The following is a 4470-nucleotide window of genomic DNA, read 5'->3' as shown; positions in this document are numbered from 1 at the left end:
CAGGGGCTCTACCTCACCAGTTGGGGCCAGCTCGGCGCCAGCGGCGACCAGCTCGACCTTACCCCGGCACGGCAGCAGCTCGACAGCGCCTACCAGCTCAGCGACAGCCTCAGCCAGAGTGCGGCGGACCACAACGCCGACGCCCTCGACGCGCGCGAGCACCTCAAGCAGGCGGGCGAAGACGCCGACGATACCTACGGCAACAGCGAACAGCTTGCGGATGCCAAGCAGGATAACGCCCGTGGTGCCACCGACAGCGGTGGCCGCGGCGAAGCGGCACGCATGAAAGCGCCGTGGCTGCATATGGCCTCACCCGCCGGCATCACGATGAGCACGCCGGAATCGACTCACCTGGCCCAGGGGCGTTCGCTGAGTGTTTCCAGCGGTGAGGACGTCAACGTCGCCACCGGCAAGAGCCTGGTCGCCTCGATCTCCGAGAAGCTCTCGCTGTTCGTGCAGAAGGCCGGGATCAAGCTGTTCGCGGCGCGGGGCAAGGTGGATCTCCAGGCGCAGTCGGACAACCTGGAAGCCACCGCACGGCGGGATCTCGGGGTGACCTCCACGGAAGACAAGATCGACTTCGCTGCCGCCAAGGAGATTCTGCTGGTCAGCGGCGGCGCCTATGTGCGCATCAAGGGCGGCGATATCGAGCTGCACGCTCCCGGCAAGGTGACCGTCAAGGGCGCGACGAAGAACTTCGGTGGTCCGGCGAGCCTGAATTTTCAGAGTGCACGCTTACCTCACGGTTATTCATATTACGATGAACAAAATTTATTTGTTAAACCTTCGGGCCGCCCCCTGCCTAGTGTGCAAACTAGAACAGAGTTGCATGGTGCATCCAAAATAGAGTTTTCAAAGACCGACCATGATGGCAGAGGCGCGCGGTGGTTCGCAAAGACTGAAGACAAAGGAAAAGTGTCCTTAGTTGCTGATAAGTTAACCGTGCCTCCAGGCGCAGATAAGTTTAAGGAGTGAGTATGGAACATGAGTTTAAAACCAACTCCCGCGCCTGCTCAGTTCAAATGCAGGAGGTTTCTTGCAGTGAGCTCTGGTCTTTAGGGCAGCAAGAGGCTATACGTAAGTTGAGTGTTCTGAGAAAAGGGTTCTTCGATAGCGAAGCACATTACGAACTGATTTCAAAATTCAGCGAGCGGGCGAAAGTTATTGCTGGCGTGTATGCTCGCTTTTATCTAGAGCAAGAGGACGGCTGCGCGCCGGATAAGGAAGGGCGATTTTACTGGATGGGGTTGGCCGCATTTGCAAGCAAGCAAGTTATGTGCGCGCTTCAATTTTCAGAGTCATTGTGGTTATGGGTAACTAATCCTTCTGGCGTTGGTGGCAAGATATCCAAGAACTACTTAGGAGAGGGAAACTTCTGGTTATTTCAAGATATATTTGTTTGGCATTGGTTTTATGCCAATCATTCTGACTGTTATGAGTGTTGCTTTGATTCTAGGGACAGTAGGTTGTATAGTTCTTCATCTGAGTTTGACGTGTTAGGTAATGTGGCTGCATTACCTTGGGCTGATGATGCGTTAGAGAAAGTGAACTACTTTAGGATAAATGAGTATGTTTCTAATGGCTTTTCTTTGATTAGGGAAATGGAGCTTGATGCTGATCCTTTAAGCCTGAGTCAGGCTCGCTTTGACTCTCTGCTCCAGATTGCTTTTCATGAGCAGTTGAAAATTCTGCAGCCATTAATATACGATAATTTCGTTTTTGCAAGAGTCTTGGATGCTCAGGAGATAGGTGAAAGTGTCGACTTTTTTAATATTATTCCTAGGCGTGTTGCTTCTTTTTCCATTCAGTGTGATATCGGAGATGATAATAAAGACAAAGAGGTTGCCATGCAGGAAGGCGATTTATATAATGAGGTCGATCGGATGATTTTTATTAGGGCGGTGGCAGTAAGGTATCATCAGTTGATGGAGAATGATCAAGGTTATATGCGCTCGCAAATATCTGCCATTGCTTCTTGGTGATTAAATGTGTGTGTACATCAGAGGTTACGGCTTGCTATGCTTCTTTTTATTTCTGGCGATGTTTTTTGGAGGTAAAGTGTTTGCTTCTGATAATGCCGTTGATGTGTTCCTAGGGGGAAGTGTTGAAGATACTCTTTCTTCTAGCAAGATTGGTTTTTCTAAGGAATGTTTGGATGGGGTTTGCTTTTATGGGTTTTCTAAATCAGCGAGCTCCGCTGATTTGCCTTCTGTCTCATTGTCAGGGGGGGTAGTGATTTTTGGTGTCAGCAGTATAGAACTGCTGGCAGATGAAGCTGGCGATAAAAAGGTGAGGGAGCTTGATCTTATGATGGCTCCCTATCCTGACGGTTCCAGTGATGGCGACAATAGAACCTTTTTTTATTCAGTTGTTGCTCGGCTTTCAAAAGCCGGATGGGAAAGGCATATTGCCTTGTCTCAGCCAAGGGTGTTTGGAAAAGAGGCGGTTTTGGCATACGAGGAGGATAAGGAAGTCAGGGATATTTTGAGAAAGAGTCCTATGTTAGATGCCGCATATGAAATGACAAACGAAGAGTGGGAGAGCCTGCCCCCATCCTCCGCCTGGATGATGCATAATCGTAGTAAAGGAGAATATCTCCGTATCACTGTGCAGAAGATGAAATCTGAACAGTTGTCTGGTAAGTCGTCTTATGTTTACTCTTTTTCGTTCTATACTGAGAGGGCATGGTACCAGCAATATTTTAAAGGGGAGGAAAAGGGTCGCTGGTTAGAGCTTTTGCCTACGATGATAAAATCCATGCATGATATACGGCTACAGAAAGAAAGGGCTCTCTGCAAGCTAGGCCTGAATATAGATGAGACCTATCAAGACCCCAAGGTTAAGTCGCTGCAAAGATAGGTTGAGAGTTTTTTGGTGTCTTTTAATTAGTTGTGCGAGCTGTGTTTATATTCGGCTGGGATGGCTCCGAAAAGCAGTTTTCTTCCTGTGAGTAGTTGGCAGTCGACGGTGTTGCTTTAAGGGCGGCTCGCTCTAATGTTGGAGGGGCTTGAAAGGCGCGCGCAGCGAGACCATGGACCGGGCCACGCTGCGCATTTCCCTGGGGTTGGTGCGTGCACAGCTCGCTCGGCATGCTGCGCAGATCGGCGTCAATCGCCGCTGGTTCAGCAAGGGCTCGGCACGTGAACTTGCCAAGGCCAAGCGCTTCCTGTCACACGATATGCGAGCGGCGCTGGAAGGCAATGGCAGCCAGTTCATGCAATTCCGGCTGGGTGTGGCAGTGGCGATCATCGAAAGCTATGCGCTCTGTCAAACGCTCTCCAAGCAGGACAAGGATTCGCGGGATTACGCCAAGATCGCGGGCGCGCTCGTCGTCGTGGCCGGGTCGATCGCCGACACGGCAGCCTCCAGTATCAATATGGTCATGGTGATGGGGAAATACCGTGCGACAGATGTGGGCAAGGCGGCCCGTTTCCAGTTGGGCGGCTTTTCGTTCTGGGGAGGGATGCTGGCGTCGGTGGGGGCATTGTTTTCAGCGATAGATGATCTGCAAGAGTTCGCTGTTCAAGTGAAGAAAGATAATACCATCCTTGTTTTTGCGTATGGCGCAAGATTTTTAGCTAATGTGGGTATCGCTATTCTGGGCACGGCAGTGACGCTGTCGTCTTCGACGGCCTTTTTATCCCGTGTTGCACAGCAGGGCAAAACCGCGCTGGCGCGCCAGCTAGCCGGTTTGCTGGCGCCACTGGCCCGCACCCTGGCGTCGGCGGCCATACGAGGCGTGCTGATGGCCGGTTTTGCCGTGGTCTCCTGGGCTGGCATCATTCTGACGATCGGGTTCTGGTTTTTCGGCGACGATGCGCTGGAGGCGTGGTGCAAACGCTGTGTCTTTACCACTGAAGATGTGCCAGATTATTACGCGGACTATGCGGAAGAAGTCGGCGCCTTTCACCAGGCTTTACAGGACGTGACCTGATGTATTTTATCGAATGGCTGATGCGCCGCACCCTGACCGCGAGCAAGAAGGATATCACCGGGTTCGAGGGTGATATGAAGCAGTTCGAGAAGGCAACCGAAAAGTACGGCAAGCAGTACCGGGGCATGCAGGAGCGGCAGGTCAGCGACGCGCCATCCGATGCACGCTCCATCTACCGGATGAACGATACCTATATGGATGTTAGAACCTTCTTCAATGAGTGGAGGGGGGGGGTGTTGGGTCTAAGTCCTCTATTGTTAGGCTTGTTTTTTTTTCCATATTTCTTGTTGGGGCTGAGCAGTATTTTTTGGACTGGAGTGATGCCTAATACGGGTAGATCCGCTGAGACTATAGACTATTTGGCAACAGTAGGTACGTGGGGTCTATGGTTGATTATGGTGGCTGCATTTGTTTATCTCTTCTGGATATTTCGCATGGAGTGTCTGGTCCAGCGTCATATCGTAGTCCGTTTCAATCGCAAGACGCGCAAAATTTATATCAACCGGCCCAATTTCGCCGGCGGTAACAAAGTCTAT

General features: G+C 51.3%; 5 protein-coding genes. All 5 read left to right on the top strand.

The features are described from left to right. Window positions 1-975: DUF2345 domain-containing protein (locus DOM67_RS19690; RefSeq protein WP_232825326.1), on the top strand; the 975-nt coding region annotated here is incomplete at its 5' end. Between the two features lie 2 nt (window positions 976-977). After that, complete coding sequence (locus tag DOM67_RS19935) at window positions 978-1982, top strand: hypothetical protein (protein WP_157958931.1); 1005 nt, start codon at window positions 978-980, stop codon at window positions 1980-1982. 4 nt (window positions 1983-1986) lie between these two features. Further along, window positions 1987-2859 carry a hypothetical protein gene (locus tag DOM67_RS19930; protein ID WP_157958930.1) on the top strand — a complete coding sequence of 291 codons (873 nt, stop codon included), beginning with the start codon at window positions 1987-1989 and terminating at the stop codon, window positions 2857-2859. Between the two features lie 148 nt (window positions 2860-3007). After that, window positions 3008-3934, top strand: coding sequence for a hypothetical protein (locus tag DOM67_RS19675; protein WP_157958929.1), 927 nt, complete (start codon window positions 3008-3010; stop codon window positions 3932-3934). Then, window positions 3934-4470 (top strand): DUF6708 domain-containing protein (locus DOM67_RS19670; RefSeq protein WP_348627313.1); only part of this gene is annotated, 537 nt, incomplete at its 3' end. The genes DOM67_RS19675 and DOM67_RS19670, both read left to right, overlap by 1 nt.

It is taken from the genome of Salinicola sp. RZ23, from assembly GCF_003206675.1.
Taxonomy (GTDB): domain Bacteria; phylum Pseudomonadota; class Gammaproteobacteria; order Pseudomonadales; family Halomonadaceae; genus Salinicola; species Salinicola endophyticus.
This window is presented reverse-complemented; position numbering and strand designations above follow the sequence as displayed.